The sequence below is a fragment of the Arthrobacter sp. C2 genome, assembly GCA_024207135.1.
In the GTDB taxonomy this organism is placed as follows: domain Bacteria; phylum Actinomycetota; class Actinomycetes; order Actinomycetales; family Micrococcaceae; genus Paeniglutamicibacter.
The window spans coordinates 2154439-2174615 of record CP042428.1 but is presented as its reverse complement, the minus strand read 5'-3'; the positions used below and the strand labels follow the sequence as shown (position 1 = coordinate 2174615).

The 20177-nt window shown below is 66.2% G+C and carries 19 protein-coding genes and 1 pseudogene; 11 read left to right on the top strand and 9 right to left on the bottom strand.

Translation table 11 applies throughout. The features are described from left to right. The first annotated feature begins 658 nt into the window (after window positions 1-658). Both FPY90_RS10200 and FPY90_RS10195 read left to right on the top strand, forming a co-directional pair. Window positions 659-1840 (top strand): DUF222 domain-containing protein, encoded by a 1182-nt coding sequence (locus FPY90_RS10200; RefSeq protein ID WP_498685370.1) that lies wholly within the window; start codon window positions 659-661, stop codon window positions 1838-1840. Between the two features lie 149 nt (window positions 1841-1989). Further along, window positions 1990-2568 carry a putative antibiotic biosynthesis monooxygenase gene (locus tag FPY90_RS10195; protein WP_071214473.1) on the top strand — a complete coding sequence of 193 codons (579 nt, stop codon included), beginning with the start codon at window positions 1990-1992 and terminating at the stop codon, window positions 2566-2568. Between the two features lie 78 nt (window positions 2569-2646). Here FPY90_RS10195 and FPY90_RS10190 read toward each other — a convergent pair whose 3' ends face one another. From FPY90_RS10190 to FPY90_RS10180, 3 genes are all read right to left on the bottom strand, one after another. After that, on the bottom strand, window positions 2647-3630 hold the full coding sequence (locus tag FPY90_RS10190) for a diaminopimelate dehydrogenase (protein ID WP_498685369.1): 984 nt from the start codon (window positions 3628-3630) through the stop codon (window positions 2647-2649). A gap of 130 nt (window positions 3631-3760) precedes the next feature. Continuing rightward, window positions 3761-4243, bottom strand: coding sequence for a glutathione peroxidase (locus tag FPY90_RS10185; RefSeq protein WP_071213942.1), 483 nt, complete (start codon window positions 4241-4243; stop codon window positions 3761-3763). A gap of 181 nt (window positions 4244-4424) precedes the next feature. Further along, a complete protein-coding gene (locus FPY90_RS10180) occupies window positions 4425-6833 on the bottom strand; it encodes a hypothetical protein (protein WP_498685367.1) in 2409 nt (802 codons plus the stop codon). 350 nt (window positions 6834-7183) lie between these two features. Between FPY90_RS10180 and FPY90_RS10175 the strand changes: the two genes are divergently transcribed. Both FPY90_RS10175 and FPY90_RS10170 read left to right on the top strand, forming a co-directional pair. Continuing rightward, a complete protein-coding gene (locus FPY90_RS10175) occupies window positions 7184-8944 on the top strand; it encodes an FMN-binding glutamate synthase family protein (RefSeq protein WP_071213938.1) in 1761 nt (586 codons plus the stop codon). A gap of 50 nt (window positions 8945-8994) precedes the next feature. Continuing rightward, entirely contained in the window at window positions 8995-10188 is a 1194-nt protein-coding gene (locus FPY90_RS10170) for an MFS transporter (RefSeq protein WP_498685366.1), read from the top strand. 5 nt (window positions 10189-10193) lie between these two features. Here FPY90_RS10170 and FPY90_RS10165 read toward each other — a convergent pair whose 3' ends face one another. Continuing rightward, window positions 10194-11315 (bottom strand): enoyl-CoA hydratase/isomerase family protein, encoded by a 1122-nt coding sequence (locus FPY90_RS10165; protein WP_083411056.1) that lies wholly within the window; start codon window positions 11313-11315, stop codon window positions 10194-10196. A 120-nt stretch (window positions 11316-11435) separates the two neighbouring features. Here FPY90_RS10165 and FPY90_RS10160 point away from each other — a divergent pair, with 120 nt between their 5' ends. The 5 genes and pseudogenes from FPY90_RS10160 to FPY90_RS10140 all read left to right on the top strand — a co-directional run bounded on the left by FPY90_RS10160 (window position 11436) and on the right by FPY90_RS10140 (window position 15487). Continuing rightward, complete coding sequence (locus tag FPY90_RS10160; RefSeq protein WP_071213935.1) at window positions 11436-11825, top strand: YidH family protein; 390 nt, start codon at window positions 11436-11438, stop codon at window positions 11823-11825. Then, the gene (locus FPY90_RS10155) at window positions 11822-12157 is read left to right on the top strand and encodes a DUF202 domain-containing protein (RefSeq protein ID WP_071213933.1); all 336 of its coding nucleotides are present in this window, start codon (window positions 11822-11824) and stop codon (window positions 12155-12157) included. The genes FPY90_RS10160 and FPY90_RS10155 overlap by 4 nt, the downstream gene beginning before the upstream one ends. A gap of 119 nt (window positions 12158-12276) precedes the next feature. Continuing rightward, a pseudogene (locus tag FPY90_RS10150) lies at window positions 12277-13767 on the top strand (SpoIID/LytB domain-containing protein); the annotation flags it as partial. A 717-nt stretch (window positions 13768-14484) separates the two neighbouring features. Next, a complete protein-coding gene (locus FPY90_RS10145; RefSeq protein WP_498685561.1) occupies window positions 14485-14904 on the top strand; it encodes a right-handed parallel beta-helix repeat-containing protein in 420 nt (139 codons plus the stop codon). 97 nt (window positions 14905-15001) lie between these two features. Next, window positions 15002-15487, top strand: coding sequence for a hypothetical protein (locus FPY90_RS10140; RefSeq protein ID WP_498685362.1), 486 nt, complete (start codon window positions 15002-15004; stop codon window positions 15485-15487). A gap of 15 nt (window positions 15488-15502) precedes the next feature. On the opposite strand, the gene FPY90_RS10135 is transcribed toward FPY90_RS10140, so the two are convergent. After that, window positions 15503-16438: a LysR family transcriptional regulator gene (locus FPY90_RS10135; protein ID WP_071213929.1), complete on the bottom strand. Its 936-nt coding sequence runs from the start codon at window positions 16436-16438 to the stop codon at window positions 15503-15505. 85 nt (window positions 16439-16523) lie between these two features. Then, entirely contained in the window at window positions 16524-16781 is a 258-nt protein-coding gene (locus FPY90_RS10130; RefSeq protein ID WP_498685357.1) for a hypothetical protein, read from the bottom strand. Between the two features lie 133 nt (window positions 16782-16914). Between FPY90_RS10130 and FPY90_RS10125 the strand changes: the two genes are divergently transcribed. Beyond that, window positions 16915-17409 (top strand): hypothetical protein, encoded by a 495-nt coding sequence (locus FPY90_RS10125; RefSeq protein WP_498685355.1) that lies wholly within the window; start codon window positions 16915-16917, stop codon window positions 17407-17409. Between the two features lie 101 nt (window positions 17410-17510). Here FPY90_RS10125 and FPY90_RS10120 read toward each other — a convergent pair whose 3' ends face one another. Beyond that, window positions 17511-18494, bottom strand: coding sequence for an LLM class flavin-dependent oxidoreductase (locus FPY90_RS10120; RefSeq protein WP_286135295.1), 984 nt, complete (start codon window positions 18492-18494; stop codon window positions 17511-17513). Between the two features lie 99 nt (window positions 18495-18593). Here FPY90_RS10120 and FPY90_RS10115 point away from each other — a divergent pair, with 99 nt between their 5' ends. Then, window positions 18594-19256, top strand: coding sequence for a hypothetical protein (locus FPY90_RS10115; protein WP_498685353.1), 663 nt, complete (start codon window positions 18594-18596; stop codon window positions 19254-19256). Between the two features lie 91 nt (window positions 19257-19347). Here FPY90_RS10115 and cspE read toward each other — a convergent pair whose 3' ends face one another. Both cspE and FPY90_RS10105 read right to left on the bottom strand, forming a co-directional pair. Further along, window positions 19348-19551 (bottom strand): transcription antiterminator/RNA stability regulator CspE, encoded by a 204-nt coding sequence (gene cspE, locus FPY90_RS10110; RefSeq protein ID WP_007271190.1) that lies wholly within the window; start codon window positions 19549-19551, stop codon window positions 19348-19350. Between the two features lie 245 nt (window positions 19552-19796). Then, window positions 19797-20132: a sirohydrochlorin chelatase family protein gene (locus FPY90_RS10105; protein ID WP_498685350.1), complete on the bottom strand. Its 336-nt coding sequence runs from the start codon at window positions 20130-20132 to the stop codon at window positions 19797-19799. Window positions 20133-20177 lie beyond the last annotated feature (45 nt).

The following is a 20177-nucleotide window of genomic DNA, read 5'->3' as shown; positions in this document are numbered from 1 at the left end:
TGGAGCGCCACATCGCGCCGCCATGGCGTTAGTGCATGATCCTGCCCGGCGAGCTGGTGCAAACTGCAAGCGGAGCGGTCCCGAAGTGCATTCGCTAGACGAAGTGGCTTGGGTATTCGGGAAGCCCACGGGGAGTCGGTTTCCCATGTGGTTGAAGTGCTCGGGGAAGCCATTGCCGCGCGGGAACCTGACAAATCCCCGAAATGGCAGGTCGAAGCAGGACTCCACCTATCTGTAAATTGGCTTCGGGCAATGGAGCATGTCGGTGGCGGCGCCGATGCCGTCTCCTGGAGTCTCTGCGGCAGGAAGTTCATGGGCTCATAGTGTGTTTGCCGCAGATCGGAGCCGCTCCATACTTTTAGAATATTTTTTCGATAATTTGTCATGGCACCTTCTAACTGTAGATTTTTAGTTTTATAATTAAGGTATGGCAGCGGCGTCATCGAGCAGCAGCAACCCCCTTCATGGGACCGCGATGTCGCTCGCCGGACAGGCCCCCACATATGATGCGCTGGTGCTTGCGGGAGTTGACCTGGACGCGATGGTCGCCGAGCACGTGACACGAACCGGCATTGACGGGATCCGCTGCGTGGCCTCGGCCGTGAACGCTGCCCCGCTGCACGAGGCAACCCACCAGGCGATTGATTCCTTGGGGGCCTTGGAGGCCCTGAAAACGGCCACATGGGCGAAGCAAGTAGCGCAAGCGGTGGCCTTCGAAGATACGGTAATCGCCCAGCGCGTGGAAACAGGGACGCGGAAGGACAACCCCTCGTGGGGAACCCGCGGTGAAGTGGCCCTGGCCTTGCATGTTTCCCCGGACAACGGGGCCAGCTTCATGAACAGCTCGCGGCTGCTTACCGACGACCTGCCCAGTACCGTTCGGGGCATGCGGTCCGGACTTATCACCTTCGAGCAAGCCATGGTGGTGGTTTCCTGCGTGCGTGACCTTCGGGTCGAAAACCGCCAGCTGATTGATGCGCTGCTGTGGAACGGGCAGCAAACCTGCTTCGAGGCTGGAACCGCCATGTTGCGGCACCGGATCCATTGCTGGGCGCTGGCCCTGGAACCCAAGGCCGCTGCTGATCTGGAGGATCTTGCCACCAAGCGTCGCTACTTCGATGGCTACCAGATCGATGACTACACCGTTAAATTCAGCGGCAGACTTCCCTTGGAACAGGGCCTGCCGATGTTGCAGGCCCTGCGCAACGCCGCGGACAAGCCCCGGAGCGCAGAGGATGACCGATCCCGGGCGCAAGTGGCCGCGGATACCGCGTTCGAGATGTTTTCGGGCACCAAGGCCGGCGACAGCGTTCCCGTGGAGCTCCTGCTGGTGATGAACGCAGAGAACCTGACCGCAGATGCCCAGCATCCGGTGCTGGTTCCCGGACATGGCTACCTCAGCGCGGCCAAAGGCCTCGACCTGTTGGCAGGGAGCCCCGAAAATCCGTTGGACACGTGGCTTCGAAACCTATATGTGGCCCCGGATACGGGGAAGCTGGTGGCCATGGAATCTGCCGGGCGGCTCTTCGCCGGGCAACTCAAGAAATTCATCAAGGTCCGTGACCAATATTGCCGGACACCCTTTTGCAACGGCAGGATCCAGGAACTTGACCACGTGGTGCAGGTGCGTCGCAATGGCAAGACCACCGAGATTAATTCCTCGGGTCGCTGCAAACGCTGCAATATGACAAAGGAAGCGCCCGGCTGGAAGGAATCCCCCCTTCCCGGCGCAGGCCGGCATGCCTTCGAAATCACCACACCCAGCAGCCACACATACATTTCCATTGCACCGGCTCCGATGAATGGAACCGGCCCCCAGTGGCCGCCGAAGCGTCTATAGAAACCCACCTCCACAACCACTTCCGGGCTCGGAAGCCATCACCGGGAACACACATGTGCTCCCGGCACAACTATGGGCTCGAGCCGTTCGAATCGCTGGAATTGTCCTGGGATTCGTGACGGGAACCGGGAGGGCACTAGATTATGGGAATGCCACAAGCAACCCCAATCACCGTATCGATAACCCGGACGGTACTTCCTGAACATCACCGTCGTTTCAATGCCTGGGTACAGGCCGGCCAGGTACTGGCGCGGGAATGGGACGGCTACCTTGGATCCGGATGGATCCGCACCGCTCCCGACTCCAACGAATGGCATGTCCTCTACCGGTTCTCCTCAGCCAAGGCCTTGGCGGCGTGGGACGAATCCGAGGAACGCAGCTGGTGGATCGACAGCGCCGCCGAACTGGTGGAAATCACCAAGGTCGAACACCGCACCGGAATCGAGGGCTGGTTCGAACAGCCCGGGGACATGAACTTCACCATCGCCGAAACCGTGGTGCCGCCGCGCTGGAAGCAAGCGGTCAGCATCTTCCTGCCATTCTTCCCGCTGAGTCTCTTGTCCAACTTCCTGCTCATGCCGCTACTGGGAAGCTGGCCGATTGTGCTCGCGGTGCTGCTCAACATTTGCATTCTCACCCCGCTGATGACGTACATCTTCCTGCCGGTGACCACCCAGCTGCTGAGGCCATGGCTGCAAAAGCCGCGCCGGGACAAACGCCGAAAGTAACCAGACCGGTCGTGGAAAAACGGGTGGGCACGGACCTTGCGGCCCGTACCCACCCGAAGAGCAGAGTCTTGCTGCGGTCTACAGCAGCTCGGCGCGCAGTTGCTCCGGGGACTTCGGGGACAACAAGCCGGGGGCGACGTCGAAGACCGTCTTTGCCCCGATCTGGCCGGACTGGTTCATCTTGTGGACCGCGCGGGCGTAGGCCACCAGCACGCTGGAGGTGAACTCCGGGTTCGACTGCAGGGTCAGCGAGTATTCGATGACCTGGGCGTGTGCATCGGTGGTGTTGCCGCTGCGGAAGACGAAACCGCCGTGCGGCATCGAGGAATGCTCGGAAGCCAGGGTGGCGGCATCGATGAAGTTCACCGTGGTGTCGTACTGGTCGAAGTAGTGCTCCATGGTCACGATGGCCTCGCGGACCGACGCGGCGTCGGCGCCGTCCTCGAGCACCACGAAGCACTCGCGCACGTGCTTCTCACGGGTCTCCAGGCTGGGGCGTTCGCCCGCCCGGACCTTGGCGATGGCCTCGGTGCTGGGGATCGTGTACTGGACGCCGCCTGCAACGCCCGGCACCCGGCGGATGGCGTCGGAGTGGCCCTGGCTCAGACCGCGGCCCCAGAAGGTGTAGGTTTCTCCGTCGGGAAGCAACGCCTCGCCGTAGACGCGGTTGATGGAGAACATTCCCGGGTCCCAGCCGGCGGAGATCAGCGCGGTCTTGCCGGCGGCGGTGGCCGGGGCATCGACGGCGGCGAAGTGCTCGGGGATCTTGGCGTGGGTGTCGAAGCTGTCGACGGTGTTGAACATGGCGGCCAAGGCCGGGCCCTGTTCGGGCAGGTCGGACTTCGAGCCGCCGCACAGGACCAACACGTCGATGTCTTCGGTGTGCTTGGTCAGCTCGTCCATATGGAAGGCCGTAGCACCGCCGGGAAGGGACAACGTTGCCGGGTCGCGGCGGGTGTAGACGCCGACCAGTTCCATGTCGGGGTTCTTGGCAATGGCTGCCTGCACCCCGCGTCCCAGATTTCCATAACCGGCAATGCCAATGCGGATTGATGCTCCCACGAAATTCCTCACTTCAAACTATTCTTGCGACCCCTCACACGCTAGTGCCTGCGGGGCCCGAACGCATAGAACGGTGACGGGCACCCGAACGGAACCCGGTTCGACCCGGTCTGTGTGGGGGACCGGTTCGCTAGCCCGGGAGGTTGGCTTCGATCGCGCGAATGATTTCGGGGTCGTCGGGCACGGTCTTCGGGCGGAACCGCTGGATTTCTCCCGAGGGCATCAGCAGGAACTTCTCGAAGTTCCACGTGATGCGCCCGGCCTTCCCGGTAGCATCCTTTGTCTTCTTCAGCTCGGTGTACAGCGGGTGTTCATGCTTGCCGTTGACCCTGACGCGGTCAAAGACCGGGAAGGTGACGCCGTAGGTGCTCGAGCAGAATTCCGCGATCGCCTCATTGCTGGACAGTTCCTGTAGGAACTGGTTGCTGGGGAATCCGAGCACGGTGAAACCGCGGTTCCCGTAGGTGCGTTGAAGCTGTTCAAGCTGCGCGTACTGCGGGGTGAGCCCGCAGCGTGAGGCGACATTGACTAGGAGGACGACCTGCTCGGCGTAGTCGTCGAGGGTTGTCATTGTTCCATCCATTTTTGCGATGGGAATGGTGTGGATGTTCATGCCAGTTACAGCAACACGGGGGTGCCTTGCATTCCCTGCGATGCACGTTTTCCGAGCTTTCCTCGTTCGCGGTGGTTGATGCGAATGGCAGCAACGGGGAAAGCGCAGGCGGCGCGGCCCCAAACCGGGGCCACGCCACCCGCTCCTGCTTTCATCGCATGGGTGCGATGGGAACCGCGTCCTAGCCGCGCAGGTGCCGGCGGTTGCGGACCATGACCAGCACCGGGATCAGCAACAACGCCAGCGGGATGAGCAGCAGCAGCGCGCTGGGACCGCTGCTGATCTTGGCTGCCGAGACCGCCTGAGTGCTGGCCTCCAACCGCGAGGTTCCGCTGGCCAGTTGTGTGGAACCTTCCGAGAGGGTGGACAGGCCGGTGGCGAGCTGGGAGTTGCCATCGGCCAGCTTCGCCGCACCGGCGTCGAGCTTGGTGGCTCCGGTGGACAAGTCCGAGGAGCCCTTGCGCAGGGCCTCGAGGCCCAACGCCAGTGTTTCGGTGCCGCCCGCGAGCTTCGCCGCACCGGCGTCGAGGTCTTCGGCGCCGCGGGCGAGTTTCGTGTTGCCTGCAGCCAGGTTTCCGGCACCGTTCTTGACCTTGGCTGCACCTGCTGCAGCCGAGTCGGCGCCCTGGGCCAGGGTGGGGGTGTTGGCCGCCAGTTTGGAGGTTCCGGCCTTGAGCTCGCCTGTTCCGGCTGCCAGCTTGTCCGTTCCGGCTGCCAGCTTCTTGCCTCCAGCTGCCAGGTCCTTGGCCCCGGTGTTGAGCTTGGCTGCCCCGGAATCCAGGGCCGAGGTTCCGGCCGCGAGCTTGGTTCCGCCCTGTGCCAGGGCACCGGCGCCGGTGCCGAGCTTGCCAGCCCCTTCTTCCAATGATGCCGTTCCCCGCGCCAGGGAACCGGCCCCGGTGCTGAGCTTGGTGGTTCCGGCGGCCAAGGAGTCGGTGCCCTCGGCTAGCTGCGAGGCTCCGTTGCCCAGCGAGCCAAGGCCCGCCAGCAGGCCCTTGGAAGAATCGTTGAACCCGGCGTCGAGTTGTCCGAGTCCCGCGTTGAGGTTCTTGGCGCCGGCATCCAGATCGGTGGCCCCGACCTTCAGCGCGCCGATGCCTTCGCCCAGGGCCTTGGAACCGTCACTGAGTTTTCCCAGTCCTCCATCGAGCCGCGCGGCACCGGACTTCAGTGCCTGTGCACCGTCATCCAGCGCGTCGGTCTGCTGGGGAAGTTCCTTGGTTCCCGCTTTCAGGGCGTGCATGCCCTGCGCAAGTTGCTTGCTTCCGGCGGCAAGTTCCCGGGCACCGGCGGACAGGCTGGTGGTGCCGGAGTGCAGCTTCTTCAGCCCGCCGTTGAGGTCCTGGGAACCCGAGCTCAGGGCGTTGACCTTATCCAGCAACAGGCCCGCCGGCACCGCCGGGTTTTCCTTCATGAATGCCGCCAGATCCGCGAGACCGCCGGAGAGACGCTCGGTTCCGGCTGCCAGTTCTGCGGTCTTTGCATCGGCCGTGGCCAGCCCGTCGGACAGGTTCTTGGCACCGTCCTCGACGCCGGAGGAGCCTTGTTGCGCCGCGACGATCCCGCCGCGCAATTGCGGTGCGGCGGCGGCCAGCGCCTTGGTGCCTGCGGCCAGCTTGGTGCTGCCGGAGGCAAGCTGGCCTGAGCCGTCCTTCAGGCCCGCCACGCCTTCGAGCAGGGCGGGAGCCTTGGCGGCGAGTTCTTCGACGCCGCCAAGCAGCTTGCCGCTTCCGGCGGCCAGTGCCCCGGATCCGGCCGCGGCGCTCGAGGTTCCTTCAGCGAGTTTTTGGGCACCCGCGTTTGCCGCTTGGGTTCCTGCGGCGAGTTTCTGCGCACCGTCCCGGGTGGCATCGGCGCCGGCGGCGACCTGCTGCGCGCCGGCGGACAGGTCCTGGGCTCCGGCGTTGGCCTGGCCCGTTCCCAGGCCCAGCTTCGCCATTCCCGCGGACAGTTCCAGGGATCCGGTCTTGAGCGACTGCGCCCCGGAGTCCAGGGTCGCGGTGCCCGTGGCCAGCGATTCGGTGCCGGTGGCGAGCTTGGTCGAGCCCGCACTCAGTGCACCTGCACCTGTGTGGGCATCCCGTGCACCGGTGGCCAGCTTGCCTGCACCGGCATCGAGCTTGCCCGCCGCGGCATCGAGTGAAGCGGTTCCCGCGGCTAACTTGTCCACACCTGTTGCCAGGTTGCTGGCCCCGTTGCCCAGCTTGGAGGCGCCGGCCGCGGCATCTTGGGCTCCGAGGGAGAGCTTTGAGGTGCCGGCGTGCAGCGAGTCCGCGCCGTCACCGAGCTTGCCGGCGCCCGCGGCGGCGTCCTGGGCTCCGTCGGCCAGCTTCTGTGCGCCGGCGGACAGGGCACCGGTGCCGTTGGCCAGCTCCGTGGCCCCGGCGGCTGCCGCGCCGGAGCCGTCGGCCAGCTTGGCAACCCCGTCGTTGGCCTTGCCCATGCCGTTGTTCAATTCGGAGGCACCGGTGGCGACCTGCGAGGAGAACATCGCGTAGAACGCCACGAAGGCGATCAGGAACAGGCCGAGCAAAACCGTGATGACGGCATGCAGCAACGTGTGCCGCTTGGCGGCAATATGTGCATTCAACTGGACTCCTTGGGGAAAAGCGTTGGACGGTGCAGTGGCTTGACGCAGCGTTTTTGGGCGCACCGAAGTACGCCGTGCACTGCGGCACGGTGGAGAGGGGAGGGCCTGCGGCCGGAGGCCGGATGGCCCGAGGTCGAACTGTGATGGGAGTAACAAAGAGGGCTAGACCCATTGAACTTACTCGTCGGTAGGTTTGCAAGGGTTTTGGCGAAAAAACTTACCCGACAGTAGGTTGTGACGGTTTCGGCGGCATTCTCCGCGGTCGACCCAAATGCCCTTCAACCGGTGCCGAGTGGAGCCGGGTTCCTGAATCGGCCCACATGGCGCGCGAAGGTTGTAGGCTCGCAGACATGGTGAGATTCCTGATTATCGCGTTGTTGTCGTTGCTCGGCTTCCTCACGATTGTCGCCGCGTCCTTCGGCCGCGATGGATGGTGGGCGATTGCTGCGCTGGCCTTGCTGCTGCTGGGGTTGGGCATCCACGACGTGATCCAGACCAAGCATGCGATCCTGCGAAACTTCCCGGTGCTCGGACGCATGCGCTTCTTGTTCGAGTCCATCCGCCCCGAGATCCAGCAGTACTTCATCGAGCGGAACACCGACGGACGGCCCTTTGACCGCGACACCCGCTCGCTCATCTACGCACGTGCCAAGGGCGCCGACAGCCACAAGGCCTTCGGCACCGAACGCGACGTCAACGAGGTCGGCTACGAGTTCCTGCTGCATTCCACCGCCCCGGTGCCGGTCAGCGGAGAGCAGCACCGGGTGCGGATCGGCGGACCGGACTGCACCCAGCCCTACGACATGTCGCTGATGAACGTCTCCTCCATGAGCTTCGGGGCGCTGTCCAAGAACGCCGTGCTGGCCATGAACAAGGGCGCCGCCATGGGCGGGTTCGTCCAGGAAACCGGAGAGGGCGGTCTGGCCCCGTACCACCTGGAATACGGAGCCGACCTGTTCTGGGAGATCGGCTCGGGCTACTTCGGCTGCCGGAATGCGGATGGAAACTTCGACCCCGTCGTCTTTGCCCAAAAGGCGGCCAACGAACACGTCAAGGGCATCACCATCAAGCTCTCCCAGGGGGCCAAGCCGGGCCTGGGCGGGGTGCTTCCGGCGGCCAAGATCACCCCGGAAATCGCCGCGACCCGCGGGGTTCCGATGGGCGTCGACTGCATTTCCCCTGCATCGCACTCGGCCTTCGGCACCCCGCGCGAACTCATGGAGTTCGTCGCGCAACTACGGGAACTTTCCGGCGGCAAGCCGATCGGCTACAAATTTTGTGTGGGTTCGCGCACCGACGTGCTCGCCATGTGCAAGGCCATGATCGAAACAGGGATCACCCCCGACTTCATCACCATTGACGGTTCCGAGGGAGGCACCGGTGCCGCACCGCTGGAATACGAAGACCATGTGGGCACCCCGCTGACGGAGGGCCTGATGCTGGTGCACAACGCCCTGGTCGGCGCCGGGCTGCGCGGCAGGATCCGGCTGGGGGCGGCCGGAAAGATCGCCACCGGCTCCGACGTGGTCAAGCGACTGATCCAGGGCGCCGACTTCACCTTCAGCGCGCGCGCCATGATGATGGCCACCGGCTGCATCCAGGCGCAGAAGTGCCACACCAACCGCTGCCCCGTCGGCGTGGCCACCCAGGACCCCCGGCTGATGCGGGCACTTGACGTCACGGACAAGGGCAACCGGGTCTACAACTACCACAAGCTCACCGTCCAGGAAGCGGCCCAGCTGATGGCCTCGATGGGCGTGGGGGCTCCGGGCCAGTTGAACCTGCGGATGCTGCGCAGGCGCATCGACCAGTTCACCACGCGCAGCTACGCGGGGCTGCACAACTGGCTGGCGCCGGGGGAACTGCTGGAGAACCCGCAGCGCGGCTGGGCGATGGACTGGGAGGAAGCGGACTCCGGCACCTTCGGCGAGCACGTGCCCCTGCTGTGGTCCAACGACCGCGAACCCGCTCCGGCGGCCGTGGCCGGGACGGTGCCGCCCCAGCGCGTGGAGCCCAAGGATTCCACGCACCACATTGTTGCCCCGGTGCACCCGAATGCCGAACGGCCCGAGGGGCGCCCGGCACCCAAGGCCACGCCCAAGTCAGGCTGACTTCGTCATGAATGCGTAGGCCCGGGCAGGGGCGCGGAATAATCGTCGCCATGGACGCACCCGGAACGGCACCGAAAATCGGATTCCCCTCGGTGCTTGCCCACGCGTTCTTCCTGCAGGGCGCCGTATACCTGGTGCGCCCGGCAACCTCCTACAAGGCGCTCGAGCTGGGGGTGGACCCCGGGCTGCTGGGGCTGGTGGTGGCCAGCTTCTCGATCCTGCCGGTCTTCCTGGCCATTGCGATCGGGCGTGCCACCGACAGGGGACGCGAAAAGCAGGTGCTGCTCGGTGGCGCGGGGCTGATGCTGGTCTCGGGCGCCGGGCTGCTTTTTGCCGCCCCCTCACTCCCTGCGCTGCTGGGCTGGAACGCGGTCCTGGGCGTGGGCCACCTGATGAGCATCATCGGGGAGCAAAGCCGGCTGGCGTCGGCCAATGCCCGGAACATGGATCGGGTCTTCGGCTTCTACACCATGGTCACAGCGGTGGCGCAGGCCGCGGCCCCGCTGCTGCTGGGGTTCCTGGGCGGGGCGGCGGTGAACCCGGACACCGCGGTGCTGCTGCGTGCCTACCTGCTGGCCGCCTCCGCGATGTTGCTGGCGACCTTGTTCATGGTGCGCCACTCGGTCCCGGTGGCGGCCGGCGGCTCCAAGGCCCCGGTGAAGCTGGGCACCGCGCTGAGGGTCGAACCCGCCGCCCGGAACACGCTCATCGCCTCGATCGGGCTGAGCATGATGGTGCTGTGCAGCATCGACCTGCTGCAGGTCTACCTGCCGGCGCTGGGCGTCGAACGCGGGATCCCCACCCAAACCATCGGCGCCCTGCTGGCGCTGCGGGCCGCAGCCACGGTGCTTTCCCGGCTGGGCATGGACCGGTTGGTCCGCGCGGTGGGCAGGGCACGGGTGCTGCTGGTGTCCACGGGTGCCTCGGCGCTTCTGGTCGGGTTGCTGGTGCTGGATTTGCCGGTGCCCGCGATGGCGGCGGTGCTGGCGGCGGCCGGGCTGGGCCTGGGCCTGGGGCAGCCGCTGAGCATGACGGTGGTGTCCACCGCGGCGACCGAGGGCACCCGCGGGACCTGGATGTCGATCCGGCTGCTGGGCAACCGGCTGGGCCAGGCGGTGATCCCGGTGGGCGTGGGCGTCTTTGCCACCACCCTGGGCGCCGGGGGAGTGTTCCTGGTTCTGGGCTTGGGCCTGGGAGCGGCGACGCTCGGGTCGATCGCGCCGCTGCGCCCCATGGGGAAATAAGTCCGCTACGGGGCCTCGGCAATGACCGCAGCCACCGCGGCGGTGTCCACCTCTTCCAGCCGGGCCGGCTTCCACGCGGGGTTCCGGTCCTTGTCGATGACCTGGGCGCGGATGCCCTCGGCGAGGTCGGGGCGGTGCATCAGGTAGTCGGCGACCCGCAGCTCGCGGTCCAGCGCCGAGCGCAGGTGGTCCTCGGCGCGCGCGGCACGCACCGCGGCCAGCGCGCATTCAAGCGACGTGGGTGAATTGGCCCGGATCGCCGCAGCGGCCTCGGCAGCGGCGCTGTGGCCCATTGCATCGAGGCGCTCCAGGATCCCGGCCAGGGAAGGTGCGGAAAACGCAGCATCGATCCACGGTTGTGCCGCGGCCAGCCCGGACGCGGCGAAGGACCCGAAAAGTACCTCGAGCCCGGCGGCGATCTCGGGTGCGGGCATCGCCTCGAAGTCCGCCAGCGCGTCGACGAGCTCCTCGAAGCGGCCGGAATCCACCAGCATGTCCGCAAAGCCCAGCTCCACGGCATCGGCACCGCTGAAGGTGGAGGCGGTCAGCACAAGGTATTCGCCCAGGTGCCCCGGGGCGCGGCCCATCAGGTGCGTGCCACCCACATCGGGGCTGTAGCCGATGCGGGTCTCTGGCATCGCGAAGCGCGCCTCGGGGGTGGTGATGCGGATCGAGGCGTGCGAGGCCAGCCCGATCCCGCCGCCCATGCACAAACCGTGGACCAGCGTGACCACCGGCTTGGGGTAGGAAGAGATCGTCTCGTTGAGGTCGAACTCCAGGGACAGCAACTCCAGGAAGCGGGCGTGTTCCGATTCGGTGACCGCGGCGTGGAAGTCCTTGATGTCACCTCCGGCGCAGAAGCCGCGTTCCCCCGCTCCGCGCAGCACGACCATCGAGATCGCGGGGTCCTGCGCCCAGGCGGTGAACACCTCGGTGAGCTCGGCCAGCATTCCACGGGTCAGCGCGTTGATGGCCGCGGGCCGGCGCAGCTCGATGAATCCCAGCGAACCGTTGCGGGCGGAATGGATGAAGGTCTTGATCGGTCTGGTCCTGTCGTTGCGGCTGCGGTGCTGCTGCCAAGATATCGCCGATGCACCCCGGATGCGAAACCGCCCGCTCGGCAACATCGCCGACTTGAACAGCGGGACAGCGCGGCTTCGCCGGTATCCTGAACAGGAATTCACCACACCGGTGCGGCGCGCCGCCGCACCCCAGGGAAACACAGCGCAAGGGAGCACTCCGGGGCCATGGGATCGACCGACGAAAACGACGAACGCGGGTCCATCGCCCGTCGCGTGCTGCCCGGCGGCAAGGAACCCGATCCGCGCTTCACGCTGGCCAACGAGCGCACGTTCCTGGCCTGGATCCGCACCGCCCTGGCCTTCCTGGCCGGAGGCATCGCGCTGGAGGCATTCGCCGCCGACGCGTTCCCGGGCCCGCTGCGCACCGGGATCTCGGTGCTGTTGATCGTGATCGGCATGCTGGTCAGCGCCGGTGCGGCCCTGCGCTGGCGCGGGATCGAGATGTCGATGCGCCATTCGCGGCCCCTGCCCTTGCCGCTGATCGTTCCCATCCTGGGCCTGGGCGCTGCCGTCGCCGCCGCGGTGGTGGCCGTGCTGATCGCCCTGGACCGTTGAGCGCCGGCCCGCGGGAACCCATCCACCAGGATCCCGGGCTGCAGCCCGAACGCACCGTGATGTCCTGGGGCCGGACCACGCTGTCGCTGTGCGTCGCGGCCCTGGTGTTCCTGCGCTGGCTGCCGCATTACGGGGTCGGGATCCTGGCCATGGTCGTGCTGGCGATGGCGGCCGCCGGGGGCATCTACGCCACCCAGCGCCACCGCTACGCACGTTCCTCCCGGGGGATCCGCTCCGAGCTCTTGCACGCCGACGTGGTTGCGGTGCTGTCCGTCAGCGCCCTGGTGCTGGGCCTGGGAGTGATCGGCATCCTGGTGGTGCTGGGCCCGTAGCGGTTGAAATTGGCAGGCCATGGCGGGTACCGGCCGATAAACGGTGGCATATGATCGGTAGTTGATGTTCCGCCGGGAAAACGCCCGGTTTCCCGCCGCACCGAGGTCCAAGGATCAACATGAGAAAAACCGCCCTGGCCGTATCGGCCGTGCTGATTGCCGCACTGCTGGTTCCCGGTGTTCCGGCGCTGGCCGTGGCCCCCGCCGGCGCCGCCGTGGCCCCCGCCGGCGCCGCCGTGGCCCCCGCGAGCATCAACGACACCAACAAGGCCTACCTGGCCAAGGCCGCCAAAACCCTCGGCGGGGCCGACGCGGCTACGGGCAAGCTCAAGGACGGGACGCTGTGGCGTTCGCACCGCGACGGCATCGTGGTGTATTCGAACAAGCGCCGCGCGCTGACGGTGCGCAACGCGATGGCCCGGGCGTGGGCGGACACCGGCTGGGAAAACGGCCGCTTCGGCTACCCAACGGGCGAGCAATACAAATCGGGGGCCGACACCCGGCAAAACTTCGGCGGCGGCGTCATCGGCGTGCGCCCCAACGGAACCTCATACTGGCTGCCCAAGGCCCCGAAGCTTCCCGACTTCACCGTCACCGGGGCCGGCTGGGGACACGGCGTGGGCATGAGCCAATACGGGGCCCGGGCCATGGCCGCCGAGGGCAAGAGCGCCACGGGCATCCTGCAGTACTACTACAACCCCGCCAAGGTCACCGCCGGCAAGAGTGCTCCGGCCGGAGACATCCGGGTGCAGGTGCTCAAGTCCGGCAGCAGCTCCCTGGCCGTTGCCGGCGGGCGCATGCGCGTGACCGACCCGGCGGCCAAGAAGACCTACACCGCTCCGGCCGGCTCAACGCTCACCCTGAAACGCAGCGGCTCCCAGCTGTCCTACGTGCTGAAGAACGCCGCCGGATACGACGTGGTGCCGCGCGATGCGAACAAGGACGGGGCCAGCGACAAGAACCCCAAGGCACAGGAAAACAAGACGAGCAGCAAGCTGCGTATCACCTGGGAGGGCACGCGCGCCTGGGCCTCGTCCAAGCGCGCCACCATTTCCATCCCCAAGGCCAACGCCGAGTCCTCGGCACCGGGGATCTACCGCCACGGATACCTGGAAGCGGGCCTGCTCAAGGACCAGGTGAACCTGGTGACCTCGCTGCGGTTGAACGACGAATACCTCTACGGCCTGGCCGAGGTCCCCTCCTCTTGGCCCTCGGCGGTGCTGCAGGCCCAGGCCATCGCCGGGCGCACCTACGCCATGCGCAAGGTCGGCAGGCTCAAGGAATCCTGCGACTGCAACGTCACCGACGAGGTCCAGGACCAGAAGTTCACCGGCTGGGCAAAGGAAAACGAACAGCCCGGCTACGGGGCCAAATGGAAGGCTGCCGTCAACGCCACCGTCTCGCGCAACGCCGCGGGCGTGCCCACTTCCGGCAAGGTCGTCACCTACGCCGGGCGGCTGGCCGAGACCGTGTACTCCTCCTCGACCGGCGGGGCCACCCGCAACAGCGAGGACGTCTGGGGCGGCGCGGGCCAGCCCTACCTGCGCTCGCGCACCGACCCCTGGTCGTTGAAGGCCAGCGCCAACAACCCCTACCGGTCCTGGACCCAGCGCACGTCCCAGCGGGAGATGGCCAAGGTCTTCGGCCTGGGCGATGTGGTGGGCGTGAAGTTCATCCGCGCCAAGGACCTGACCATCAGCTCGGCTACCGCCACAACCTCCTCCGGGACGGCCAAGACCCTGACCGGGAACGCCTTCCGCTCCTGGGCCTCCGGCATCGGCGCGCACTCGGCCTGGATCACCGGCATCAAGGCCAGCACCACCGTCCCCAAGGCCACGGCCATCAACCCCCGGAACTTCTGCAGCACCACGGTGAAACCCGGGTCGAACCTTGCCAAGGCCGCCTCCAAGGCCCGCGACGGGGCGGTCATTTGCCTGAAGGCCGGAACGCACAAGGCCGGCAACGTGGTGCTCAAGCCGCGGCAAACCCTCATCGGGCACACCCGGTCCAACACCCGGCTCGACGGGACCATCGCGGTCACGACGAAGAAGTCGGGCAAGCTGCACCGGATCGGCACGGCGCGGATACCTTCCAAGGCCCCCACGAAGCTTTCCTGCAACACGTCGAGCCCATGCAACTCCGCCCAGGTGCTCTTCGCCAACGGGGCCCAGCTGACCGCGGTGTCCTCCAAGTCCAAGGTCAAGGGCGGAACGTACTGGATCGACCACAGGAACCGGTCCATCTTCACGTCCAAGGCCAGCAGCAAGAAGTACAAGTACACCCTGGCCACCACGGCGCGCGCGGCAACGCTGGGCACACGGGCGCGGATGGGCAATGTGACTGTGTCCGGCTATGCCAACCCGGGCAACACCGGGGCTGTGTGGCTGCGCGGCGCCCACTCCACGCTGAGCGGCTCGACCGTCACCTGGAACCACGGCATCGGCGTGCAATCCAACGGCCAGGCCACGGCGGTCCTGGACTCCTTCGTCCGGCGCAACGGCCAGGCGGGCATCAGTGCCTCGGGCGGGAAGAACACCGTGGTGCGGGGAACCGAAATCAGCAAGAACGGGTGGGCGGGATTCCGGCCCGCGACGTTCACCGGCGGCATCGCCGCCTCCAACAAGGCCACGGTGAAGGTATCGGCCTCCCGGATCCTGGACAACAGGGGAGCGGGGACCCGCGGGGTGCGCGCCAAGAAGGGCGCCAAGGTCTCCGTCGTTTCAAGCACGGTGCGCGGAAACAAATAGGCGCGCGGCCTGCCAGTGCCGGTGTTGCCGGGTGCCCCCGAGGCGAGGACGGTGTCGCGCCGGCCCCTGAACCACCCGACGATTCCGAGGAGGATCGATGAATCTAGTTCCCCTGACCCAACCTGTTTCCGGCCGGGCGGTCTACAGCCTGGCGGACCAGGCCTTTGACTTCGTCCCCACCGATCCCGGGGAAGTGGCGGCGCGCAGGGGTTCGCCTGCCTCGCTGGCACTGGACACCGTGCTTATCGAGGTAGGTATGCCCAACGGCATCCTCCTTTACGTTTGGGGATACTCGCCGCGGTCATCGTGGTTCAGTGTCCCGGGTAGGCCCGAGGGTGCTATTGACGGGGTGGTGATGGTCGACGAGCCGGCCTTGGGTCCGAGCGGAAGTGTCTCCATTCGCCGCGACCGCAGTGATCCCGCAGAGGTGTGGTGGACGCAATTCGACCCGGAAAGCGGCTGGTGCCGGATCACCCGTGGCGGCGCCGATGGGCGCCTGACGAGGATTGCGACCGACACGGTGATTGGAACCGACGACAACGGCATCACCTCGATGTGGCTGAAGCCGACGTTCGTCCGCTGAGCAAGCCTCCACTGCCTAGCGTCGCTTGGGACCGATGCTTGTCTCAGCCAGCGCCTTGGTCAGCCGGTCCATGAACACCCCGGTCTTGGGGTTGTCCCGGCCTTCGGGCCGCAGCGCGAAGATGCTGCGGGCCAGGCGGATTTCCGGGGCGTCGATGACCTGGATGCCTTCGGGGGCACGCTGCATGGCCAGCTCGGGGACCAGGGCGGCGCCCAGCCCGGCGGCTGCCATGTGCAGCGAGGCGTTGAAGTCATCGGAGTGGGCGACCACGCGCGGGTGGATGTTGAACGCGGCAAAGAGCCGGGAGATCACCGTCGCGTCGGACGTGCCGGGGTGGTGCATGATCCAGGGCATGTCGGCCAGCTGGGAGGCGGAAAAGACCGATGAGCCATCGAGCTTCCAGGAAGCGGGGACGACGACGCGGAACGGGTCGTCGCCCAGCCACTGGCGCTCGAGCTGCGCCGGCCAGGCCAGCCCGGCCTGCCCGACCTGGAAGATCAGGGCCAGGTCCAGTTCCCCGTCCCGGCGCAACCCGGTGATGGTCTGGTGCGGCTCTCCCACGTTCACGCGCAGCGCGATGCCCAACCGGTCCCAATCCTTGGAGCCGAGCAGCCGGGGCAGGGCAAAGGTGGCCAGGGACGGGAAGATCCCGATGCGCAGTTCCTGCAACGGCTTGCCGCTGGGGTCAAGGTCGGGGGTGGAGGTCGCTGCCATGAGCGCATCGATGTCGGTGAGCACGCGCTTGGCGTGGCGCACCATGGTCAGCGCGGCCGGTGTCGGCTCGATGCTCTTGGCGCTGCGGGCAAAGAGCGTGGTTGAGGTGTCGCGTTCCAGGGCGGACATCTGCTGGGAGACCGCCGAGGGCGTGTAGCCCAGGGCCAGGGCGGCGGCGGCGAAGGACTTGTGAGACACCACTTCCAGCAGGGTGCGCAGATGTACCGGATTGACCACGTGGGGAACTCCTGTGCCTGGGGACGGGTTGAGGGCGCGAGCCGGTGGGGCTCGCACTCTCCTCAATCCTAGGCGGGCACGGGAGCTATTCGGTTTCCTCGGCGAGGACTTCCTCTTCCGTCCATTCCTCTTCGACGGTTTCCTCGTCGTCGTCCTGGTCCTGGGCGGCGAGGTCGTCATCGAGCAGGTACAGGTGTTTGCGCAGCGGATCCAGGGCGGTCATGGTCTCCGGGCTGTCGGAGGAACCCTCGTAGGGCTGGCCGTCACGGCCGTCGTCCGGCTCGTACATGTCGTCGTCAATCGGCTCGTCAAAGACGGTGTCGTCAAAGCTGTTGCCCATCATGTCCCTCTTTCCTCGATCGGGCGGGATTTGCGGCTGAACCCCGATTGATTACAGCCTATGTTGACTCGACCCGTATGGGAATGGGCACTTTTCGCGTGCGGACCAGGGTGCCGGCGCGCGGTATGGTCGATATATGGACAGCGACACCACACCCAGGTTCTTCACCCCGGCCATCAGCCGCACGGCATTGCTTGCCGCCGCCGGAAGGATCCTGGCACCTGCCTTGTGGCTGGGATTGCTGATCGGGATTTCATTCATCGAGACGCCATTGAAGTTCCTGGCCCCGGGCATGACCCTGGGGCTGGGACTGGGGATCGGGCAGCTGGTCTTCACCGCCATGAACATCGTGGAGGTCGTATTCTTCCTTGTGCTCGCGGCCTCCTGCATCAAGCGCGGCCTGGACAGGGCATTCCTGTGGGTGGTCGCGTCGACCGGCCTGGTGCTGCTGGCGAAGATCGGGCTGATCCGCCCGTTCCTGGCCAAGCGCACGGAGGCGGTGCTGGCAGGCGTCGAGGCCGGCGGATCGAGCTGGCACTACTTCTACATCGCCGCCGACGGGCTGCTGACGATCCTGCTTATCACCCTGCTGGTGATGGGCGTGCGCCGCTGGGTGCTCCCGGGACGCTGAGCCGGGGGCAGCAGGGCACAAGAAGGCCGCGCCGCGCAGAAGCCGGGGAACACACGGGTGTTCCGGGGCCTTCGCGCGACGCGGCCTGTTTGGTTGCGGCGCTAGACGCCTGCCGGTGCCATGGCCTTGGCGGTGATCTTCACCGAGGCCAAGCGCTGGCCGTGGTCGCTGGCACTGTGCACGGTGATCAGCTCGTCGGCCTGCGCGGTGCGCGCGAACTCCTCAAGGTACTGGGCCACGGCCGGGCCGTCGCCGACCGCGGTGTACTTGAGCATGTTCATGATCGAGTCCCCGTGCGGGGAATCCAGCAGCATCTCCACCTCGTCGTCGGTGAACTCGACGGGGCGGTTGCGGCCCAGCATCATCCGGATGCGGTCGCGGCGGACCTGCTCGAAGATGGCATGGGCCTCCGTGTTGGTCTCGGCGGCCACCACGCCGACGCCGGCGATGACCCAGGGCTCGGCGAGGAATTCGGAGGGCCTGAATTCGTTGCGGTACGCGGTGGTTGCCTGGATGAGCGCGTCGGGGGCAAAGTGCGAGGCGAAGGAGTATGGCAGGCCCAGTTGGGCGGCCAGCTTGGCGCCGAACATGCTGGAGCCCAGGATGTAGAGCGGGACGTTGGTGCCGTGGCCGGGGTAGGCATTGATGCCCTCGATGCGTGATTCCTGCCCGAGGTACGCCTGCAGCTCCAGCACGTCGTGCGGAAACGCGTCGGAGGCGGAAGGATCCCGGCGCATCGCCCGGAACGTGGCCTGGTCGGTGCCCGGCGCGCGGCCCAATCCCAGGTCGATGCGGCCCGGGAAGAGCGTTTCCAGGGTGCCGAACTGTTCGGCGATCACCAGAGGGGAGTGGTTGGGCAGCATGACGCCGCCGGCACCCAGCCGGATGGTGTTGGTGTGGTGGGCGACGTGGCCAATAAGCACCGAGGTTGCCGAAGAGGCGATCGAGCTCATGTTGTGGTGTTCGGCGTACCAAACGCGTTTGTAGCCGGTAGCCTCGGCGGTCTGCGCCAATTCGACGCTCTGCGCGAAGGTCTCGGCGGCTGAACCGCCACGGCGGATGGGGGCAAGATCAAGGATTGACATAGGAATGCTCACATAGGCGGCAACCAGCGCCCGCCCGCATTCATTCCCCGGCATCGTGCACACCACACCGCCACCGGATCCGGGCGTAGGCTGTGGGGCATGAGGCGGATTCCGTTGATGCTGGCGCCCGGACTGCTGGCCTGCCTCCTGGGTGCCTGTACCACCCTTGTGCCCGATCCTCCCGAACCGGAACCCTCCACCGAAGCGAACACCCAGCAGCTTCAGCTGCCGGGTGATTGCCCGCAGGCCGACGCCGTCGAACCGGCGAAGGGGATCGAACCAGGGACCGATGCCCAGATAGCCGCGGACCTGCTGGCAGCGGTGGGCCAATGGAGCAATGCCGGATCCGCCATGGTTGTCAACGAACCGGCCTGGATCGGCCCCGGGGTGCCCGGGCATTGCCTGGCGGACCTGGCCGAGTCGCTGGGGCGGATCTACGCACCGGTGCTGTTTGCCGGAAACGCGGATGAGACGCTGGCGGGTTTTCGGGCCGGGATCGTGCAGGAGAACCTGGCGAACCTGAAAACGGCCCGGGCGGAGGGCCGGGGCACGGATGCCAAGCGGGAATTGGCGCTGATCCAGCAATCGTCGCAGTCGGAGTCCGGGACGTTCTTGAATCTTGTCGTGCGCCGGTTCGAGAGCGGATCAATCCAGCCGGCAGGCGTGGAGGAATGGTTCGTCATCGTGGGGCCGCCGGACTCGCGGAACCTCGTGTTTCATCTGGAGATAAAGGCGAGCCCGCACGGATCGTTCAGCTGGTGAGGCGCAAATCGTTAAACAGCAAGGGCGCCACTCCCATAAGGAGTGACGCCCTCGCCTAGTCAGCTAAAAGCCGCAGGTGATGATCCGAAGCTTAGACAGCGCGGATATCGGTGGCCTGCAGGCCCTTCTGGCCCTGGGTAACTTCGAACTCTACGCGCTGGCCCTCTTCGAGCGAGCGGAAGCCGTTCGACTGAATGGCGGAGTAGTGTGCAAAGACATCATCCGAGTTGTCGTCCGGAGCGATGAAGCCGAAGCCCTTTTCGGCGTTGAACCACTTAACGGTACCTGTTGCCATGATGGGTGTGTCCTTTCGAGACTGTCCTGAAATGGGACGTAGGGGAGTGAAATCCACTATGGAATTCACTTGCAGCTACGTGATTCAACGCGGTTCAGAAAGGTACTCGCCCCGGCAACGGGGTATTTGCACTGCTTTACTGCGAGAAAAACTAGAACTACAAGCTCAACGGTACGCTACTTGGCGCCCAGTTACTACCATCGGGGTACTTTCGAGGCAAAGTTAGCCCGAAATACCCCGTTTGTTTACCTTGCGGAGGACTGGTGATACCGGGTGACAACGATATCCACCAGCTCTTTCGGAGGGCGTTGTGTGGAATTCAAAGGGGGACCGCTCGGCACGTCGGTGGCGCATTTGGCCGCCAATCGGGCGAAGCATCCCGGTGCCAGCCGGCAGATGGCCACCACCGTGCGCCGCCCCGGACTGTGTGATCGGGCATAGGCGAGCGCATCGTCCAGGAGGGGATCCTCCGCTGAGACGCAGGCAACAGCCACCTGCACCTGCAAACGGCCCGCAGGCAGCAGCGCCATGGTGCGGCGGTCGTTGACCCCCACCGGATCCGAGGTTCCGGCGCAGGCCATGATCACCGCTTCCCCGGGAACCCAGCCCGCCTGCGGCGGCCTCCG